The sequence below is a fragment of the Neisseria sp. P0022.S010 genome, from assembly GCF_051956635.1.
This window is the reverse complement of sequence record NZ_JBQCXF010000989.1, coordinates 1-204: the sequence shown is the minus strand read 5'-3', so window position 1 is coordinate 204 and position 204 is coordinate 1. Positions and strand designations below refer to the sequence as shown.

1 pseudogene is annotated in these 204 nt (G+C 52.9%); it reads left to right on the top strand.

Annotated features, from left to right (window positions below):
- A pseudogene (locus ACTHUT_RS22470) lies at positions 1–204 on the top strand (IS481 family transposase); the annotation flags it as partial.

The window sequence follows — 204 nt, the reverse complement described above, 5'->3', positions numbered from 1 at the left end:
ACCTCCCTGGCACGCCGCTACCAAGTCAGCCGCGTCACCATTTACCGCGCACTTAAAGCCGCAAGGGGCAGACTGCTCAAACCCCAAACCAGTACCAACAACCGTTTCAAACAGGCAAAGTACGGAATGAAACGCCTGGCCAAGGTAGAACGCGGCATTCAGGAAAAACTCAAAAGGCAGGCCAAACGCTACAATAAATCCTAC